The sequence below is a fragment of the Leisingera sp. XS_AS12 genome (assembly GCF_041224635.1).
In the GTDB taxonomy this organism is placed as follows: domain Bacteria; phylum Pseudomonadota; class Alphaproteobacteria; order Rhodobacterales; family Rhodobacteraceae; genus Leisingera.
Genome location: NZ_JBGFGM010000040.1, coordinates 13,513 through 29,864, shown reverse-complemented (window position 1 = coordinate 29,864; position 16,352 = coordinate 13,513). Strand labels below are relative to the sequence as shown.

Annotated in this window: 16 protein-coding genes; 3 read left to right on the top strand and 13 right to left on the bottom strand. The window is 63.4% G+C overall.

Annotated elements, in window-relative coordinates; translation table 11 throughout:
- Positions 1-2: 2 nt before the first annotated feature.
- The 13 genes from AB9K35_RS00710 to AB9K35_RS00650 form a co-directional block, all read right to left on the bottom strand.
- A complete protein-coding gene (locus tag AB9K35_RS00710; RefSeq protein WP_369923996.1) occupies positions 3-488 on the bottom strand; it encodes a hypothetical protein in 486 nt (161 codons plus the stop codon).
- Complete coding sequence (locus tag AB9K35_RS00705; RefSeq protein WP_369923995.1) at positions 485-922, bottom strand: hypothetical protein; 438 nt, start codon at positions 920-922, stop codon at positions 485-487. The genes AB9K35_RS00710 and AB9K35_RS00705 overlap by 4 nt, the downstream gene beginning before the upstream one ends.
- Before the next feature lie 150 nt (positions 923-1,072).
- The gene (locus tag AB9K35_RS00700; protein WP_369923994.1) at positions 1,073-1,387 is read right to left on the bottom strand and encodes a hypothetical protein; all 315 of its coding nucleotides are present in this window, start codon (positions 1,385-1,387) and stop codon (positions 1,073-1,075) included.
- An 83-nt stretch (positions 1,388-1,470) separates the two neighbouring features.
- Complete coding sequence (locus AB9K35_RS00695) at positions 1,471-2,016, bottom strand: DUF4166 domain-containing protein (RefSeq protein ID WP_369923993.1); 546 nt, start codon at positions 2,014-2,016, stop codon at positions 1,471-1,473.
- Between the two features lie 2 nt (positions 2,017-2,018).
- Complete coding sequence (locus AB9K35_RS00690; protein ID WP_369923992.1) at positions 2,019-2,447, bottom strand: thiol-disulfide oxidoreductase DCC family protein; 429 nt, start codon at positions 2,445-2,447, stop codon at positions 2,019-2,021.
- Between the two features lie 131 nt (positions 2,448-2,578).
- Positions 2,579-4,567: an RNA polymerase sigma factor RpoD gene (gene rpoD / locus AB9K35_RS00685; RefSeq protein ID WP_369923991.1), complete on the bottom strand. Its 1,989-nt coding sequence runs from the start codon at positions 4,565-4,567 to the stop codon at positions 2,579-2,581.
- 131 nt (positions 4,568-4,698) lie between these two features.
- Positions 4,699-6,696, bottom strand: coding sequence for a DNA primase (dnaG, locus tag AB9K35_RS00680; protein ID WP_222455816.1), 1,998 nt, complete (start codon positions 6,694-6,696; stop codon positions 4,699-4,701).
- Position 6,697: 1 nt separating this feature from the next.
- The gene (locus AB9K35_RS00675; protein WP_369923990.1) at positions 6,698-7,036 is read right to left on the bottom strand and encodes a hypothetical protein; all 339 of its coding nucleotides are present in this window, start codon (positions 7,034-7,036) and stop codon (positions 6,698-6,700) included.
- Between the two features lie 37 nt (positions 7,037-7,073).
- Positions 7,074-7,619 carry a sarcosine oxidase subunit gamma gene (locus AB9K35_RS00670; protein ID WP_369923989.1) on the bottom strand — a complete coding sequence of 182 codons (546 nt, stop codon included), beginning with the start codon at positions 7,617-7,619 and terminating at the stop codon, positions 7,074-7,076.
- A complete protein-coding gene (locus AB9K35_RS00665; protein WP_369923988.1) occupies positions 7,612-10,557 on the bottom strand; it encodes a sarcosine oxidase subunit alpha family protein in 2,946 nt (981 codons plus the stop codon). The genes AB9K35_RS00670 and AB9K35_RS00665 overlap by 8 nt, the downstream gene beginning before the upstream one ends.
- Positions 10,554-10,823 (bottom strand): sarcosine oxidase subunit delta, encoded by a 270-nt coding sequence (locus AB9K35_RS00660; protein ID WP_369923987.1) that lies wholly within the window; start codon positions 10,821-10,823, stop codon positions 10,554-10,556. Before AB9K35_RS00660 ends, AB9K35_RS00665 begins: the two co-directional genes overlap by 4 nt.
- A gap of 66 nt (positions 10,824-10,889) precedes the next feature.
- Positions 10,890-12,143 carry a sarcosine oxidase subunit beta family protein gene (locus tag AB9K35_RS00655; protein WP_369923986.1) on the bottom strand — a complete coding sequence of 418 codons (1,254 nt, stop codon included), beginning with the start codon at positions 12,141-12,143 and terminating at the stop codon, positions 10,890-10,892.
- Between the two features lie 212 nt (positions 12,144-12,355).
- Positions 12,356-13,786 (bottom strand): Glu/Leu/Phe/Val dehydrogenase, encoded by a 1,431-nt coding sequence (locus AB9K35_RS00650; protein WP_222455810.1) that lies wholly within the window; start codon positions 13,784-13,786, stop codon positions 12,356-12,358.
- Between AB9K35_RS00650 and AB9K35_RS00645 the strand changes: the two genes are divergently transcribed.
- The 3 genes from AB9K35_RS00645 (at position 13,773) to AB9K35_RS00635 (ending at position 16,351) form a co-directional block, all read left to right on the top strand.
- Entirely contained in the window at positions 13,773-13,970 is a 198-nt protein-coding gene (locus tag AB9K35_RS00645) for a hypothetical protein (RefSeq protein ID WP_369923985.1), read from the top strand. The genes AB9K35_RS00650 and AB9K35_RS00645 overlap by 14 nt on opposite strands.
- A gap of 150 nt (positions 13,971-14,120) precedes the next feature.
- A complete protein-coding gene (locus AB9K35_RS00640) occupies positions 14,121-15,818 on the top strand; it encodes a pilus assembly protein TadG-related protein (RefSeq protein WP_369923984.1) in 1,698 nt (565 codons plus the stop codon).
- A complete protein-coding gene (locus AB9K35_RS00635) occupies positions 15,815-16,351 on the top strand; it encodes a TadE/TadG family type IV pilus assembly protein (RefSeq protein WP_369923983.1) in 537 nt (178 codons plus the stop codon). The genes AB9K35_RS00640 and AB9K35_RS00635 overlap by 4 nt, the downstream gene beginning before the upstream one ends.
- The last annotated feature ends 1 nt before the right edge of the window (position 16,352 follow it).

Sequence of the window (16,352 nt, the reverse complement as noted above, 5' to 3'; positions counted from 1 at the left end):
CTTCACCGAAACGGGTGCGGGAAAATCATGTCCCGGCAATTGCCATAGGCATGTGTCACGCTCCGGCTGTACCCCGGTCGCAGAATGTCGGTGATCACGTTGGACTGCTGGGGCTGATCCGCGACCGGATCCGGGGTCAGGGTGAACTGGACCGCGGAACGCGCACCGCCCGAGGCCGGGGCACCGATGCCGCGCACGACCCGGATGCGTGTATCCCACGGCACCCGCGGGCCACGGCGGGCATAATCGCCGACCGCACACCAGTACTCATCCTTCTGCCGAACCGCTCGGCCCTTGATCTCGACAAGGCCATTTGGCAGCGACACGGCCGTCAGGCCGTTGATGGCCACGAAGGTGGTCGGCGCTTGCACCGGCGCCTGCCGGCCTGGCTGCGGTTGCAGGGACGGCTCTGCCACGGTGCAGGCGAGCAGCGTGGCAAATGCAACGGAAGCACAGGCCAGGGTTCGGAATTTGCGGATCAGTGTCATGTTGCGCTCCAGACAAAGGGGCGCAGGTTTTCGCAGCGCCGCTCGGCGCTCTGTACCGTCAGGTAATCGCCCGGCCGGAACCGGTTGACCCGCATCAGCCAGGGCTGCGGCTCCGCCCCGGCGACAGGCACAAGGGAAAACACCACCGTCGACTTGCGATCCACTGCCTCACCGCGAGCGAGGCCGCGCGCGACATAGACCCGGTCGCCCCAGTCCGCGCCACCGGCCCGGCGGGCGTATTCCCCCGCCGCGCACCAATAGGCATCCCGAACGGCGCCGATTTCCGGCACCACTTCAAACCGCGCATCCTCCAGTCGATGGACCTGCGCGCCATGCATGGTGTGCAAGACATTCCCCTGCGGCTGGGTGCAGGCCGCGGCGAGCGGCACAACGGCGAAGCAAACGCTTTTGATGATTTTGCTGATCTTGCCCATTCCGTCCTCCGTACCCGAGCCTGCACGGCAAGGCCGCGCCTGTCCAATATCGGCGCAGCGCGGCTTACACGGCAAGTGACATTTCGTATATCTGTGCTGGCGTAGGCAGGTACAAGCCCCGGGCAACGGCGACAGCCGCAATTCAGCGCGTCAAGTGCCGATACGGCGCTGTCTTTCCTTGGGAAAGGCTATGATTTCGGCGCTTTGCTGGTTGGGACTCAACACTTCCTCCAGCACGGCGAGGGCAGCCGGATTCGGCGCATCACCGGTTTCCGGATGGAACTTCTCGCGTGCCTGACGCCGCAGAAACGTACGTGTTTCCGTTACGCTCATCTGCTTCAGCTGGTCTTGCTGGTTGGCCATCGCTTCGACCATGAAATGATTGGCCGTGACCAGATCATTCAACTCGCGGAGCCGGTCCGTCAGCGCCGTCAAGGCGGCTGTCATGTCAGTATGAGCAGACATCTTCCCCCCAGAATGGACAACGGGCAATGCCACTCACCTACCCGACCCACACGTCCCGAGGCAACGAAAGTGTTAGCAAATGGTTAACGCCGCAGATCCAGTTCTGGCAGGGTCAGATAGCCGTGATAGCGGACCAGCAGGCCGATGCGCGGCAAGCTGGCTGATATATCGAAGCCCAGATTGCCTTGGGGAGTCTCATATTCCATTGCCGTGCTCTGCGGACACAAAGACGGCGGCAAGGTAAAGCCGAACAGTCGCGCGCGTTCGATGGTGATGATCAGGGCACCGTCGCGCGCGGTTGCAGACAGCTCCAGCTCCACCGGGCCAAACCGCTCCACCACGCGGCCGCTACGGGCATCGTATTGCAGAAACGAGCTGGTCTTGTGCCGGGCAAAACTGCGCCGCCAGACATGTCCCTTCCCCTCGCGCGCCACCTCCAGCCGGAAACGGCTGCGTGACATGGGGGGCGGGAACCCCGCCAGCGCGGCGAGCAACCTGCCCCAGCGACGACCGCCCTCCACCGTGACCTGTCCCTGGCTCAACGCGGGCGGCTCGGCGTGGAAGCGCCGCAGGACCGGGGGAACGTCCAGCTTGTTGGCTTCGATCAGTTGAGCAAAGGCATCCCGCATGCTCACAGCTTCCCGGCAGCAAAGCGGGCACGGATCTGCGGGCTGGGGAGCGGACAGCTGTCTTGCCGACCGAACAGCCGGTAGCGGTTGCGGGCGATGGCGAAATACAACGCATCCTTCAGTCGCCGTGGCAGGAAGCGACACAGGGACAGCACCGGCCAGGGCCTGGGCAGCGCCCGCATCGCCACGGCAAAGGCATCAAGGCGCTGATGGAGCTGGCCGTAGACGATCACCAGGTTGGTCTCGAAATCATCCGAAGGCAGGCCAAGATCGCGGTAAAGCTGCTGGCCCAGCGGCGATTGCGCGGTGGCGAAGCTGAACCGCCCGGCCCGGTCATGGCGCAGCATGAAGCGGAAGAAGCCGGAACACGGCACGCAGGAGCCATCGAAGACGATGAGGTCTCGACCCGAAAACTGTGGGGTGTTCGTCATGCCAAATTCGTCCATCCGTTCAACGTCGTCGGCTTGCAGGAGACCATGCCTGCAATTCAACGGAGTGACCAGCCACTTATGAACGGCCGTCGCGCAAACGAAAAAGGCGCCCCGCAGGGCGCCTTTCGAAATTACTGATCCAGGAAGCTGCGCAGCTTGCGGCTGCGGCTGGGGTGCTTGAGCTTCCTCAGCGCCTTGGCCTCGATCTGGCGGATCCGTTCGCGGGTCACGCTGAACTGCTGGCCGACTTCCTCCAGCGTGTGGTCGGTGTTCATGCCGATGCCGAAGCGCATCCGCAGAACCCGCTCCTCGCGCGGGGTGAGCGACGCCAGAACCCGGGTGGTGGTTTCCTTGAGGTTTTCCTGAATGGCGCTGTCGAGCGGCAGCACGGCATTCTTGTCCTCGATGAAATCGCCGAGCTGCGAATCTTCCTCGTCCCCGATCGGGGTCTCGAGCGAGATCGGTTCCTTGGCGATCTTCATCACCTTGCGGACCTTTTCGAGCGGCATCTGCAGCTTTTCTGCCAGTTCTTCCGGGGTCGGCTCGCGGCCGATCTCGTGCAGCATCTGGCGACCGGTGCGGACCAGCTTGTTGATGGTCTCGATCATGTGGACCGGGATCCGGATGGTGCGCGCCTGATCCGCGATCGAGCGAGTGATCGCCTGGCGGATCCACCAGGTCGCATAGGTCGAGAACTTGTAGCCGCGGCGGTATTCGAACTTGTCCACCGCCTTCATCAGGCCGATGTTGCCTTCCTGGATCAGGTCGAGGAACTGCAGCCCGCGGTTGGTGTATTTCTTGGCGATCGAGATCACCAGGCGCAGGTTGGCTTCCACCATTTCCTTCTTGGCCTGGCGGGCTTCCTTCTCGCCCTTCTGGACCTGCTGCACGATGCGGCGGAATTCCGAGATGTCGAGGCCGACATATTGGCCGACCTGGGCCATGTCGGCGCGCAGCTCTTCGACCTTGTCGGTGGAGCGTTCGATGAACATCTGCCAGCCGCGACCCGGCTTTTCGGCCATTTCCGACAGCCAGTTCGGGTCCAGTTCGCGGCCACGGTAGGCCTCGATGAATTCCTTGCGGTTGATGCGGGCCTGGTCGGCCAGCTTCACCATCGCGCTGTCGATCTGCATGATGCGGCGGTTGATGCCGTAAAGCTGGTCGATCAGCGCCTCGATGCGGTTGTTGTGCAGGTGCAGCCCGTTCACCAGCTCAACGATCTCCGAGCGCAGCTGCTGATAGCGCGCCTCGTCCTGCGCGCTGAACGAGCCGTCCTCGTTCAGGGTGGCCGAGATCCGGCTGTCCTGCATCTCGCTCAGCTCGGCGAAGTCGGTGGAGATCCGCTCCAGCGTGGTCAGCACCCGATCCTTGAGCGCAGCCTCCATCGCGGCCAGCGACATGTTGGCCTGCTCGTCCTCGTCGTCGTCGTCATCGTCCTTGGAGATCGGATTGCCATCGGCATCCAGCTCCGGGCCTTCGTCCTTGGCGCTCGGCTTGGCGGCCTGAACCGCGGAGGGATCGACAACCGGCTCCTCTTCCCCGTCCTCGTCCAGCTGGTTGCCGAAGGTGGCCTCCAGGTCGATGACGTCGCGCAGCAGGATGTCTTCGGAAAGAAGTTCGTCATGCCAGATGGTGATCGCCTGGAAGGTCAGCGGGCTTTCGCACAGCCCGGCGATCATCGTATTGCGTCCCGCCTCGATGCGTTTCGCAATCGCGATCTCGCCTTCGCGGCTCAGCAGTTCGACCGAGCCCATCTCGCGCAGGTACATGCGCACCGGGTCATCGGTGCGGTCCAGCTTCTCGGTCTGCGCGCCGGCCAGCGCGACCTCGCGCGGGCCTTCGGTGGTCACAAGGTCGGTGGTGCCCTTGTTTTCCTCTTCCTCGGCCTCTTCGTCCTCGATGATGTTGATGCCCATTTCGCTGAGCATCGACATCACGTCTTCGATCTGTTCCGAGCTGACCTGATCCGGCGGCAGAACCTGATTGAGCTGATCGTAGGTGATGTAGCCTTTCTCGCGGGCCTCCGCGATCATCTTCTTGACCTGAGCCTGGCTCATGTCGAGGGAGATTTCGGCATCCTGATCGTCAGGTTTGCGGTCGTCGGTGTCTTTGGCGGCCATTCAATGCTCCATATCAGGGGCTGCGGGTGATTCGCTGAGCCGAATCATTAGCGCGATCATCTGATTCGTCACCCCGTTTACCCAATTTTCCTGTGCTCTTCCTTAGCAAAACGCAGAATCACCCCTGCGTGTCACTTCTCGGAAAAGCCTATGCGATCCAAAAGGGCCCCGAAGGCGTCGCGCTCATCCCGGTTGAGCCGGGCGCCATTCTTGCCCACGTCATAGGTTGCCTTGTCTTCATTTTCGCTGCGCAATGCCCGGTTTCTCGCTTCCGCGGCCTGTCGCAGGCGCCAGGTCAGCGCCTCATCCGCCAGCCCATCCAGATCCTCCTCCGCCTCGGCCAGTTCCGCATCCAGCCCGCGCCGCGCCTCCAGCTTGGCCAGTTCCTCGGCCAGGGTCATGCTGGCCAGCTCGATATCGCCGGGTTTGCGCAGGCAGGGAATGATTGCCACATGGCGAAGGCCGAAGAGGTTTTCAAGGGCCTGCGGACCCAAAGCCCAGTCGATTTCCTCGCGCAGCCGCTCTGGCGCGTCGATGCCGTGGCGCAGCACCAGGTCGCGCAGCGCCGCCAGATCCGGGTCGGCACATTGCAGACGTTCGAGACTTGTTTCGAACTGCGGGATCACCGCTGGCGTGGTGATGGCGGTGGCGAGGATCACCGCCTCTCGCATCGCGGCAAAGGATTCGTCCGCCGCCGCCGCCACAAGGGAGGCCCGCGTCGTGGCCCGTGGCTGCGGGATGACGCCAAAGCCCTTGCCCGGTTTCCAGGGCGCGCGGGCGCCATCACGGAACCCACCGCCCTTGCCGCCGCGCTGCTGGAACCCGCCGCCACCGCCGCCCCTATTGCCCCGGAACAGCTGCCAGCGCATCTCCTTGATGTCTTCGCCGTAGTGTTTGCGGATCGACGGGTCGCGGATCAGCCGGATCTTTTCACGCAACGCCTTGTCCAGCGCCGCCTTGCGCTCGGGGCTGTCAAAGACCTTGCCCTCGGTTTCGCGCTGCCACAGCAGCTTTACCATCGGGATCGCCTGATCCAGCACCGCCTGCACCGCCTCGGGACCGTCGCTGCGGATCATGTCGTCGGGGTCCTTGCCGTCCGGCATGATGGCAAAGCGCAAGCTCTTGCCTGCTTCGAGAAGCGGCAGGGCGAGGTCGATCAGGCGCATGGCCGCACGCAGCCCCGCCTTGTCGCCGTCCAGCGCGATGATCGGTTCATCAGACATCCGCCACAGCATCTGCAGCTGGTTTTCGGTGATCGCGGTGCCCAATGGCGCGACCGAGGACGGAAAGCCGCCCTCTGCCAGCGCGATCACATCCATGTAGCCCTCGGCCACAATCAGCTGCGCGCCCCGCCCCGAGGCCGCGCGCGCAGGCCCGTGATTGTAGAGGCTGCGGCCCTTGTCGAACAGCTCGGTCTCGGGCGAATTCAGGTACTTGGCGTTATCATTCGGATCCATCGCCCGGCCGCCAAAGGCAATGGCGCGGCCGCGGGCGTCGCGGATCGGGAACATGATCCGGTTGCGGAAGGTGTCATAGGGCTTGCCGCCCTTGGTCGAGGGCTTGGCGAGGCCCGCACCGATGATCAGATCCTCGGGCACATTCTTGCCGCGCAGGGCGTCCCACAGGTTCTGCCAGCCATTGGGCGCAAAGCCGATCTCCCAGCGCTCCAGCGCCTGCCCTGTCAGCCCCCGACGCTGCAGATAGGCGCGCGCCTCGGCGGCTGCATTTGTTTTCAACTGCAGGCGGAAATACTGGACCGCCTGTTCCATGACATCGGCCAGCAGGGTACGGCGATCCTGTTTTTCCTGCGCGCGCGGATCGCGCTTGGGCATCTCCATGCCCGCTTCCTGCGCCAGGATTTCCACCGCCTCCATGAAGCTGACGTTCTCGGTCTCCTGCACGAACTTCAGCGCATCGCCCTTGGCGTGGCAACCGAAGCAATAATAAAACCCCTTGCGGTCCTCGACATGGAACGAGGCGGTCTTTTCGTGGTGGAACGGGCACGGGCTCCAGAAATCGCCTTTGCCCGGCTGCGACTTGCGCTGGTCCCACATGACCTTGCGCCCGACAACATCAGACAGGCTGATGCGGGTGCGCAATTCATCCAGAAAGCCGGGCGGCAGGGCCATATCAGTTCGACTTCAGTTGTTTCTGCATCGCCTGGATCTGATCCCAGTTCTGCAGGCACTGCTGTTCGAAGACGGCACCGAGATCGGTGTTTTTCAAATCGCGCCGCGTCATGGAATAGACGTGGCTTGCCAGTTGCGGGATGGCATTGGAATAGGCCGCGGGCCAGTCGTGTTCGCTGTCCAGAATGACCTGTTCCACGTCTTCCTGCTTCACCCGATCCAGTCGCGCCTGTTGAACCGCGGCCATGACCTGCCCTTGATACTTGCAGCTTTCCTCTTTGGTTTCAGAAGCATAGACCGGCGCCGCCAGGACGGCGACTGCGAGGGCGATGCGAATCATGGACGCACTCCGGGAATCAGTTGGTGATCCAAGCAGACTACCCCCGCGCCGCGACAGCTTCCATGGCTGTTTTCAGATCATGGACCAGCGTCCTGGCCATGGAGCGAAAGACCATGATCTGAAACGACTGCGCGCCAATGCGGGTGATCGAGGCCATCATGTGCTTCAGCTCCGTGCGCAGGGTATGACCACGCTTGAAGACCTGCGGCCGTAGATCCACGGGCACGAGCCGGGCAAGCACGTCCTCGCCCCTCTCTCCTTCGAGCTTCACCACCGCCCAGGCATCGCTCTGATCGGTCAGCGCGGCGTGGTCCGCCAGCCTGCGATCCGGCTCCGGCCCGATCAACATGACCATGTCCCGGCCAAACCAGAGTGCACGGTTCCCCGCCTTGCCGGTCGCCAGGTTCGCTGTCGGCAACCCCATGCCATGCGCCGCCTGCAACGCTTCATCCAGCGCTTTCTGCTGCCCTTTGAACGGGGCGATCGACCACATCTGGCCGGGGTGTTCCTCGATCAGTTTCATGCCGCCGACGGTTACCGGCAACAGCCCGTCACAGGGGCTTTTTGAAATCAGGTCAGCCACGGGCTCGCTCTCCTTCCGGGTCGTAGAACACTGGGGACACCACTTCGCACAGGGTGTCGGCCCCCCGCATGTGATCGACCATGCGCACGGTCTCTCCGATGCGGCTGCGGCCCTCCTTCAGAAAGCCGAGGCCGATGGGATGGCCCAGCACAGGCGAAAATGCGGCCGAGGTCACATGGCCGAGATCATAGACCCGCTCCACCGGATCGCCCGGTGCGAACAGATGCGCACCGGCGGTGATTTCCTTGGCGGCCCCAGCCGGTTTCAGCCCAACCAGCTGCATGCGGTCATCGCCCAACAGGCCTTCGCGGCCCGCCATTGCCTTGCCGATGAAATCCTTCTTGCTGGACATCATGCCCTGCAGCCCCAGATCACCGGCGGTCACGGTGCCGTTGATCTCGGCATGGGTAATCAGCCCCTTCTCGATCCGCAGGACATTCAGCGCCTCCATGCCATACGGACCACCCTCCAGCGCTTCGGCCCGGTTCAGCAACAGGCGGTACAGGCTTTCGCCATAGCGCGCCGGCACGGCCAGCTCATACGCGTGCTCCCCCGAAAAGGAGATGCGGAACAGCCGCCCGCGCACGCCCTGCACAGTCGCCGCACCGCAGCCCATGAAGGGCCAGGTCTCGCCCGTGACCTCTTCCTCCAGCAAATCGTTCAACAGCGCGCGTGATTTCGGCCCGGCAACGGCGAACTGGGCCCATTGTTCGGTCACCGAGACAAAGCGCACGTCCCAGTCCGGACGCAACACCTGGCTGACAAACTCCATATGCGCCATCACCTCGCCCGCAGCCGCGGTGGTGGTGGTGACGAGGAAATGGTGGTCATCCAGCCGCGCGCAGGTGCCGTCGTCCATGACGAAACCGTCCTCGCGCAACATCAGCCCGTAGCGGACCTTGCCCGGTTTCAGCGTGCTCATCGTGTTGGTGTAGAGGAAGTCGAGAAACTTGCCCGCATCCGGCCCCTGAACGTCGATCTTGCCGAGGGTCGAGACATCGCAGATGCCAACCGTCCTGCGCACCATCGCCGCCTCGCGGTCGCAGGACTGTCGCCAATTGGTTTCCCCCGGCTGCGGAAAATAGGCCGCGCGGTACCAAAGGCCGACCTCCAGCTGATGCGCGCGCCGGGCCTCGTTTTCAGCATGGGAGGTCAGGAAGCGCTGCGGCTTGAAGCCCTGCCCCGCGGCCCCGCCCCCCATGGCGCCGATGGACACGGGCACAAATGGCGGGCGGAAGGTGGTGGTGCCGGTCTCGGCAATCGTGCGCCCGGTGACATCGGCCAGCACCGCCAGCGCCGCCACGTTGGAGTTCTTGCCCTGATCGGTCGCCATGCCTTGCGTGGTGTAGCGCTTCATGTGCTCAACCGAACGGAAGTTCTCGCCAGCCGCCTGCCTGACATCCTTGACGGTGACATCGTTCTGAAAGTCAAGCCAGGCGCGCCCCTTGCCCGGTACCGCCCAGAGCGCGGCGATGCGATAGGGGTCATCCTCCGCATCCGGAAGATCCGAAGCGGTCACCCGGAGGCCCAGCGCCTCCAGAACCGATGTCGCGGCCTCTGCCCCCTCGCGCAATGCGCCTGCGGTGGAGAACGTCCCGTTACAGGCGCCCGCCGCGACCAGGCCCGGGACAGCGCCGGGACTGGGCACAAAGGCCAGCGCCTCGCGGTTCCACACGGGGCGCGCATTCAGGTGACAGGTCAGATGCACCGACGGGTTCCAGCCGCCCGACATCGCCAGGCAATCGGTCTGGATCTTTTCCTCTCCCCTCACGGAGCGCAGGGTGATGCTCTCCAATCGCTGCCGACCGGCGCTGTCACACACCTGGGCGCCACGGATCACCTGGAAAGGGCCACCGTCCGGCGCGTCATGACGGCTGTCGATCACCGCCGCCACATGTACGCCCGCGTCATGCAGGTCGCGCGCGGTCCGATGGGCCTGGTCATTGTTGGCAAAGACGGTGACGCGCTCGCCCGGCGCAACACCCCAGCGGTTCAGATAGGCGCGCACGGCACCGGCCATCATGATGCCCGGGCGGTCGTTGTTGCGGAAGGCGACCGGGCGTTCGATCGCGCCCGTCGCCAGCACCGCGTGTTTCGCCACGATCCGCCAGAAACATTCGCGCGGACGGTGGCTGTCTTTCAGCGAGTGGGTGCGCGGCAGGTGGTGCGAGACGCGCTCCAGCGCCCCGTAGGTGCCATGGTCATAGGCGCCGGTGACGGCGGTTCGCGGCATCAGCCGCACGTTGTCCATCGCCTCCAGCTCGGCCAGAACCTCAGCCGCCCAGACGTGACCGGGCCTGTCGCCGACCTCTTCGCGCTCGGCCAGCAGGCGGCCGCCCATGCGGCTGTCTTCCTCTGCCAGGATCACATCCGCCCCGGCGCGGCCCGCGGTCAGCGCCGCCATCAGACCGGCTGGCCCCGCGCCGATTACCAGCACGTCGCAGAAGGCATAAGCCTTTTCATAGCGGTCCGGGTCCGGCTCCCCCGACAGCGCCCCCAGCCCGGCGGCGCGGCGGATCAGCGGCTCATAGAGCTTTTCCCACAACGGCGCGGGCCACATGAAGGTCTTGTAGTAGAACCCCGCCCCCAGGAACGGCGCCGCCAGATCGTTCAGCGCCATCACGTCGCGCTCGACGCTGGGCCAGCAATTCTGGCTGCGCGCCTCCAGCCCCTCGTACAACTCCTGCTGGGTGGCCCGGACATTCGGGTCCTGCTGGCCGCCGGTGCCGATGGTGACCAGCGCATTCGGCTCCTCGCTGCCCGCGGTCAGGATCCCGCGCGGACGGTGATACTTGAACGACCGGCCCACCAAGTGCACGTCGTTAGCCAAGAGCGCCGCAGCCAGCGTATCGCCCTCCAACCCCATCATGTGGCGGCCGTTGAAGGAAAAGGTCACCGGCTTTGCGCCCTGGTTCAGGCCGACTCCCGGACGTCTCATGCGGCACCTCCCAGCCCGGCCTCTGACGCCAGCTCGACGTTGGAGACCTCATGGGTCACGGTGTCACGGGTGACCTTCAGCCAGGCGCCGCAGCCCATATGGTGAAACCACAACTCCTGCAACGGGCCTGCCGGGTTCTCCCGCAGGTTCACGTAGGCGTGCCAGGCCTCCAGATCCGCGCCCTCGCCCGCGCGCTGCACCGCCGCCCCCTTGTAAGAGAATTCGCGGTGATCGCGCGCACCGCAGAGCGGACAGGTAAGTCTCATGACCGGCGCTCCTTCATCTTTCTAAAAATACTCCCGCCGGAGGCATCCCCGGCCCGCGCCGAACGCTTAGTGCAGGTTATGCTGCGCACCGGTGCCCTCCTCATCCATCAGGCCACGCCCGCTGCGGAACCGGTCGAGTCGGAACCGTGTCGCCGCGCCATGCGGGCGGTCGGTGGCGATCAGATGCGCGTAGACGCTGCCCGAGCCCGGCGTCGCCTTGAAACCGCCATAGCACCAGCCGCAATTCAGGTAGAGCCCGTCGATGGGCGCATGGTCGATGATGGGGGAGCCATCCGGCGTCATGTCCATGATGCCGCCCCAGCTGCGCAACAGCCGCGCCTTGCCCAACGCAGGCATCATCGCCACGCAGGCCTCCATCGTATGCTCTGCCATCGGCAGATTTCCCCGCGCGGCGTAGGATGCGTAAAAATCCAGGTAGCTGCCGAACACCAGCCCGCCCTTGTCGGACTGGCTGATGTACAAATGCCCTTCGGCAAAGGTGATGACATGATCGACGATCGGTTTCAGCCCCTCCGACACGAAGGCCTGCAGCACGTGGCTTTCTATCGGCAGCGTTAACCCGGCAAGCGCCGCCACCTGGCCCGAACGCCCAGCCGCCGCCAGCGCGACTTTCTTTGCCCGGATCGGACCGCGCGTGGTCTGCACGCCCGTCACCTTGCCGCCCGCCACGTCGATGCCGGTCACCTCGCAGTTCTGAATCAGGTCCACCCCACGCATGTCGGCAGCCCGCGCATAGCCCCACGCCACCGCGTCATGACGAGCGGTTCCGGCGCGGCGCTGCATCAGACCACCCATGATCGGGAAACGATTGTTGTCGAAGTTCAGATAGGGCGCCAGGCGGCGCAGCGCGTCACGCCCCAGCAGTTCGGCATCATCCCCCTGATTGATGATGGCATTGCCCCGTCGCACCGCCGCGTCACGCTGCGCATCATTGTGGAACAGGTTGATGATCCCACGCTGCGACATCATCGCGTTGTAGTTCAACTCCTGCTCGAGCCCCTCCCAGAGTTTCAGGGAATGGGAGTAGAATTCGGAATTTCCCGGCAAATAGTAATTAGCGCGCACGATGGTGGTGTTGCGCCCGACATTGCCGCCACCAAGATAGCCCTTTTCCAGCACGGCCACGTTGGTGATGCCGTGTTCACGCGCCAGGTAATAGGCGGTTGCCAGCCCGTGACCGCCCCCGCCGATGATGACCACGTCATATTCGGCCTTCGGCGCCGGATTGCGCCACTGCGGCCGCCAGCCCGTGTTGCCGGTCACCCCCTCTTTCAACACACGCCAGCCCGAAAACCGCATGTCGCTCCCCCCTCACTCAAGGCCTGCGAGCGGATCAACGGCCCCCGGTAACATCCGCCACGACGCCGCGTCCCCCTGTTCGCAATTCATAGGAAACTATCCACCTCTGTCCAGTTCGAATTGTCGATCCGCGGAAACCGGCGTGATCCGGACGAAAAAAGGGGCGGCAGGTTTCCCCACCGCCCCATTTCGATACTCCGCGCAAAGGCGTCTCAGAGACCCTTGGCGTGATAGCTCTTGGCCACCTTGTCGATCGAGACCAGATAGGCCGCAGTGCGCAAGTCGGTGACCTCTTCCCGGCTGTGCCAGACCTCGCGCATCGACTGGTAGGCCACCCGCATGGTGTCATCCAACCCCGAGCGCACCAGCTCCAGCTCGCCCGCGCCCTTGAGGTACTTTTGCTTGAAGTCCGGCGACATCGACCAGGTTTCCCCCATCACGTCATCCAGTCGTTGCAGCTCGTCGATCACCAGCTGATGACGCGCCTCTTCCTGGCGGCGCTGCATGCGGCCAAAGCGGATGTGGCTGAGGTTCTTCACCCACTCGAAGTAGGACACCGTCACACCGCCTGCGTTGGCATACATGTCGGGGATGATCACGCAGCCCTTCTTGCGCAGGATCTCGTCCGCGCCAGCGGTGACCGGCCCGTTGGCGGCCTCGATGATCAAGGGCGCTTTCACACGTTCGGCGTTGGACAGGTTGATGACCCCTTCCAGCGCCGCGGGGATGAGGATGTCGCACTCCTCTTCCAGCAAGAGCGCACCATTCTCGACATACTGGGCGTCCGGATAGCCGGAAACGCCGTCATGCTTGACGATCCAGTTGCGCACCGCTTCGACATCCAGGCCGTCCTCGTTGAACAGACCGCCATCGCGCTCGATGATGCCGGTGATCCGCGCCCCGTCTTCCTCGCTCAGGAACTTGGCCGCGTGGTAGCCCACGTTGCCCAGGCCCTGGACGATGATGCGCTTGCCGTCCAGCTTGCCGGACAGGCCGGCGGCGGCCTTGTCTTCCTCGTGGCGGAAGAACTCCTGCAGGGCATATTGAACCCCACGGCCCGTCGCCTCGATCCGGCCGGCGATACCGCCCGCGTTCAGCGGCTTGCCGGTGACACAGGCGCGCGCGTTGATATCGGTGGTGTTCATGCGCGCATATTGGTCTGCAATCCAGGCCATCTCGCGTTCGCCGGTTCCCATGTCCGGCGCGGGCACGTTCTGACTGGGGTGAATCAGGTCGCGCTTGGCCAGTTCATAGGCAAAGCGGCGGGTGATCAGCTCCAGCTCGTGTTCCTCGTATTCGCGCGGATCGATGCACAACCCGCCCTTGGACCCACCAAAGGGGGCTTCCACCAGCGCGCATTTGTAGGTCATCAGCGCGGCCAGCGCCTCGACCTCGTCCTGGTTGACGCCGGTGGCATAGCGGATACCGCCCTTGACCGGCTCCATATGTTCGGAATGCACCGAGCGATAGCCCGTGAAGGTGTGCATCGCCCCCCGCAGACGCACCCCGAAACGCACCGTGTAAGTAGCGTTGCAGACACGGATTTTTTCCTCCAGCCCCGGCGGCAGATCCATCAGGGATACGGCCCGGTTAAACATCAGGTCCACGCTCTCGCGGAAGCTCGGCTCTGTGCGGCTGCTCATCTCAAAAACTCTCCGTAAGTCAGACACCGACTCGCTGCCGGTGATGGGAGCACTCTATGCAGAGAAAATTAAGGAGTGCGACCTTTTTGACCATTTTCAGCCAAATGACGCGATTTTTATTGCAGCAGTTTCGATTCGCACCACGCCGCCCCGCATTGTCGCCGAGTCGCCGACAACAAACTGAAATTCCCCAAGATTGCCTGCGCAAGCCGCAACAGTCGGAGCAATTCAGGCATATTCCCGCCCAAATTCAGCCACCTTTTCCGGGCATCAATTAATAAATTCCACGTCTACAGCCGTGCTGAACCGTTCCGCAGCCGGCGGGGGTGTCTCGATGAGCATGCGTCACATGAAGTCCACGGCTCTGGCCGCGCCGCTGATGCAGCGATGCCTGGCCAAGGCAACGCATTTCCGGCGGCAGGAAGAGGGGGCAATGGCTGCGCCTGCTTGCTTCACGATTCTGGCCATGGTCGTGGTCGGCGGCATCGGGGTCGACCTGATGCGGATGGAACGTGACCGCACCATGCTGCAGTACACGCTGGATCGGGCCGTGCTGGCAGCGGCCGACCTGGACCAGCAGAAATCCCCCGATGCAGTGGTGCTGGACTACCTGACCAAATCAGGGCTTGAGCAGTATTACCAAACCCCCTGGTGGGAAGCCGGGATCGGCTTCAAGAAGGTGCAAGGCACCATTGAAACCGCGTTCCCAACCCACCTTTTGCGCCATGCGGGGGTGGATGAGCTGCCGCTCTATGCCACCTCACGCGCCGAAGAGAGCATCGACGGGTTGGAGATTTCGCTGGTGCTGGACGTCTCCGGCTCGATGCGCTCGAACAACCGGCTGACCAACCTCAAGGCTGCGGCCAAGGATTTCATCGATACGATGGTGGCCAATACCACCGACGGCAAGATGTCGATCTCCGTCGTGCCCTATGCGACGCAGGTGTCGCTGCCGGAAGAACTCTACAATCTGTACAATATCGACACCCCGGCGGGGGCGGACGGCAGCATCCATTCACGCTGCGTGAATTTCTCGGCCTCGGATTTCCAGACGACCACGCTGTCTCCGACCGCTCCACTGCAAGGCACGATGCATTTCACCCCTTGGGACAGCGCCTACTACGATAACCGAACGCGCTACAGCAGCGGCCCTCAACTCATCAGCACGCCAGTCTGCGAAGATGAACCCAACCGGGAAATTCTGCCGCTTCAGAAGGATGCAACTGTTCTCAAGAATTATATCGAGAGCTTTGAGGCTGGTGGAAACACGTCGATCGACATTGGCATGAAATGGGGGACAGCGCTGCTGGACCCCTCGGCTCGGCCTGTCATCAATGCCCTGACGACAGGTGCCGGAGCAACGGTGCCCGCCGATTTCGCCGCCCGCCCGGCCGAATACAACGATGCAGAGACCGTAAAGGTGATCGTGCTGATGACCGACGGGCAGAACACCTCGCAGTATTACGTCGAAAGCGACCACCGCGAGGGCGACTCCAACGTCTGGTTCACCGTGGCCGACGACGGAACTAAAATCTATTCCACCCTGAACCCCTCGACTGGCAACTACTATTGGCACCTGCAATACGGGTCACGGTGGGAGGACCATCCTTTTGGCACAGGCACTGACTGGTACCGCAATTGCGACGGCTGTCGCTGGCGCCAGGAATCCGGGACAGCGACACGGCTGAATTGGGCGGACCTCTTTGCTTACACCTCCCTCAAGTATTTGTATTACGGCATCTACCGCGATTGGATGGGCACCAGTTCGGCGAGAAGCACTTGGTACTACGGCGTCTACGACGCCTACGGCAACTCGACCAAGAACGCACGCACCCGCGCCATCTGCCAGGCTGCGAAGGATCAGGGCATCATCGTTTACACGATTGGCTTCGAGGCCCCCAGCAACGGTGTCGAGGTGCTGCAGGACTGCGCCAGCTCGGATTCGCATTACTTCGACGTGCAGGGGCTTGAAATCAGCGACGCCTTCGCCTCCATCGCCACCTCGATCCGCCAGCTGAGGCTGACACAATGATCCGCCGCTGCCTGCAAGGCCTGCGCCGGTTCCGGCGCCGCGAAGAGGGCAACGCCTCGGTTGAATTTGCCATTGTCATACCCGCCTTTCTGATGGCGCTGATGTCGACGGTGGAACTGGGCATGATCAACCTGCGCCACTCGCAGCTGGAACGGGCGCTGGACCAGACCGTCCGCGATATCCGGCTGGCGACGGGGGCCAATCATCAGCACGACGACATCCGTGACGCAATTTGCACGCGCTCGGGCTTCATCGACAATTGTGCCACGTCGCTGCGACTGGAGATGATCCGGATCGATCCCTTCAACTGGAGCCCGGTGGACCCGGAGCCGGACTGCATCAACCGGATCGAGGACGTGCAGCCGGTCCGCAATTTCACCAGCGGCAAATCAAACGAACTCATGCTGCTGCGTGCCTGCATGAAGTTCAAACCGGTTCTCCCGACCTGGGGACTGGGCAAAAGCCTGCACAAGGACGCAGATGGGCGCATCAGCCTTTTCGCCACCTCCGCATTCGTCCAGGAACCGAGGTAAG

Excerpts from the sequence above, each read along its gene's own strand:
- AB9K35_RS00710 (WP_369923996.1), bottom strand. The coding sequence starts at position 488 with ATGACACTGATCCGCAAATTCCGAACCCTGGCCTGTGCTTCCGTTGCA.
- AB9K35_RS00705 (WP_369923995.1), bottom strand. The coding sequence starts at position 922 with ATGGGCAAGATCAGCAAAATCATCAAAAGCGTTTGCTTCGCCGTTGTG.
- AB9K35_RS00700 (WP_369923994.1), bottom strand. The coding sequence starts at position 1,387 with ATGTCTGCTCATACTGACATGACAGCCGCCTTGACGGCGCTGACGGAC.
- AB9K35_RS00695 (WP_369923993.1), bottom strand. The coding sequence starts at position 2,016 with ATGCGGGATGCCTTTGCTCAACTGATCGAAGCCAACAAGCTGGACGTT.
- AB9K35_RS00690 (WP_369923992.1), bottom strand. The coding sequence starts at position 2,447 with ATGACGAACACCCCACAGTTTTCGGGTCGAGACCTCATCGTCTTCGAT.
- rpoD (WP_369923991.1), bottom strand. The coding sequence starts at position 4,567 with ATGGCCGCCAAAGACACCGACGACCGCAAACCTGACGATCAGGATGCC.
- dnaG (WP_222455816.1), bottom strand. The coding sequence starts at position 6,696 with ATGGCCCTGCCGCCCGGCTTTCTGGATGAATTGCGCACCCGCATCAGC.
- AB9K35_RS00675 (WP_369923990.1), bottom strand. The coding sequence starts at position 7,036 with ATGATTCGCATCGCCCTCGCAGTCGCCGTCCTGGCGGCGCCGGTCTAT.
- AB9K35_RS00665 (WP_369923988.1), bottom strand. The coding sequence starts at position 10,557 with ATGAGACGTCCGGGAGTCGGCCTGAACCAGGGCGCAAAGCCGGTGACC.
- AB9K35_RS00660 (WP_369923987.1), bottom strand. The coding sequence starts at position 10,823 with ATGAGACTTACCTGTCCGCTCTGCGGTGCGCGCGATCACCGCGAATTC.
- AB9K35_RS00655 (WP_369923986.1), bottom strand. The coding sequence starts at position 12,143 with ATGCGGTTTTCGGGCTGGCGTGTGTTGAAAGAGGGGGTGACCGGCAAC.
- AB9K35_RS00650 (WP_222455810.1), bottom strand. The coding sequence starts at position 13,786 with ATGAGCAGCCGCACAGAGCCGAGCTTCCGCGAGAGCGTGGACCTGATG.
- AB9K35_RS00640 (WP_369923984.1), top strand. The coding sequence starts at position 14,121 with ATGAGCATGCGTCACATGAAGTCCACGGCTCTGGCCGCGCCGCTGATG.
- AB9K35_RS00635 (WP_369923983.1), top strand. The coding sequence starts at position 15,815 with ATGATCCGCCGCTGCCTGCAAGGCCTGCGCCGGTTCCGGCGCCGCGAA.